The sequence below is a fragment of the Rhodopila sp. genome, from assembly GCF_035548235.1.
Classification (GTDB): Bacteria; Pseudomonadota; Alphaproteobacteria; order Acetobacterales; family Acetobacteraceae; genus Rhodopila.
Genome location: NZ_DASZTJ010000035.1, coordinates 1 through 1573, shown reverse-complemented (window position 1 = coordinate 1573; position 1573 = coordinate 1). Strand labels below are relative to the sequence as shown.

Genomic DNA, 1573 nt, shown 5'->3' with positions numbered 1-1573 from the left:
GGAGCAGAGCTTCTGCCTGCTGGTGCACGAGGATTGGGTCAGCGACACGGCCCGCCGCCGCCTGACCCTGCTGCGCGACACCGAGGACGGGTTCCTGATCGCCGACGAGGACTACCGCCTGCGCGGCGGCGGCGACGCGCTGGGCACCCGGCAGGCGGGCCTGCCCGGCTATCGCCTGGCCAACGCCGAGGAGCACGAGGGGCTGCTGCACATGGCCAACCGCGACGCGGCGGTGCTGCTGGCCCGCGATCCGGGACTGGAGAGCCCGCGCGGCAAGGCCGTGCGGGTGCTGCTGCGGCTGTTCGAACGGACGGCGGCGATGAAGACGCTGGCGGCCGGATGATCACGGATATGTGATGTCCCGGAGGTGTAACCCGCGGCCGCGTCACGGCGACCGCCGACGCTGCGGGACCAGCCTCGGGCCGGCGAAACGACGGCTCCTTCCGTCACCATGGCCGGGCGGTCGCGGCCTGGTCCGGCACCTGCGGGCCCGCGCCCGCGGAACGAGGAACGGGAAAGCCAAAACCAGGGAACCGGGGCGAGAGCGCCGCTTGCCACCGCGCCGCCCCGCCCGCATCATCGTGCGTCATCACCGACCCGACTCGACCGGTCGCCCGCCTCGGGGTCCCTGGCTCCGACTCGTGCGCCGTCATCATGTTCTGTATATGCATATCGTGCCTCTCTCACCCGACATCGACCCGACGCTCGCGATCCGCGAGGCCGACATCAAGCGGGCGTTCACCGCGGCAACCCTGTCGGCGGGACGCGCCTACGAGCAGCGGGGCCGGGTGCAGGAGTTGCAGATTTCCTCAGGCGGGGCCGTCATCGCCGCGTTGACGCAAGGCACCCTGCCCGATCCTTACGTTCAGAACCTGCGCATCTCCCGCCTGCCCAGCGGCGGGGTCAGGATCATCGGCGCGTGCTCCTGCCCGATGCGCAGCCAGTGCAAGCATGTCGCCGCCGTCGCCATCGCCGCGCAGCGGCGCGAAAGCATGCTGGTCCGTTCCGCGCCGGCGCCCAGGCGCATGCTGATGTCCGACGCGGCGGAAGCGCCGAAGGCCCTGGCCAAAGCGACGCTGCCGGCGCAAATCCGAGACTGGCTCTCGGGTTTCGACGGCGAGGACGACGAGTTGACCGAGGAGTATCCGACCTCGGTCCGCACCCGCGTCTATTACGTTCTCGGCGCCGAGGTTTTGCATGCAACGAACGGCGCGGTGCCGCGCCTGCTCGTCGACCCGATGACGGTGACGCTGCGCAAGGACGGCAGCGCCGGCAGCATCCGCCGCTACGCCCCGCACCAGGTGCAGACGCCGGCGAAATACCTCCGCCCGTCCGACCTCGTGATCCTCTCCCGCCTCGCCCGTCGCGCCAGCGGCTACCTGGCCCGAGCGGATGAGGACCCGGTGGACACGGTGCGGCGGATCCTGGCGACGGGGCGCGCGCGCTGGGGCAGCGCGGAAGGCCCGGCGATGACCGAAGGCCCGGAGCGGCCCGGCCAGATCACCTGGATCGCCCGTCCCGATGCGTCGCAGCAGGCGTCGCTGTCGGTCGATGAAGGCCTGACCGCCGTCCG

General features: G+C 71.6%; 1 protein-coding gene and 1 pseudogene. Both read left to right on the top strand.

Going from position 1 to position 1573, the window contains the following annotated elements; all coding sequences use genetic code 11:
• A pseudogene (locus tag VHB27_RS02365) lies at positions 1-343 on the top strand (ATP-dependent DNA helicase RecG); the annotation flags it as partial.
• A gap of 322 nt (positions 344-665) precedes the next feature.
• Positions 666-1573, top strand: a 908-nt coding sequence (locus VHB27_RS02360) for an SWIM zinc finger family protein (protein WP_325597318.1), incomplete at its 3' end; no start/stop codon positions are given.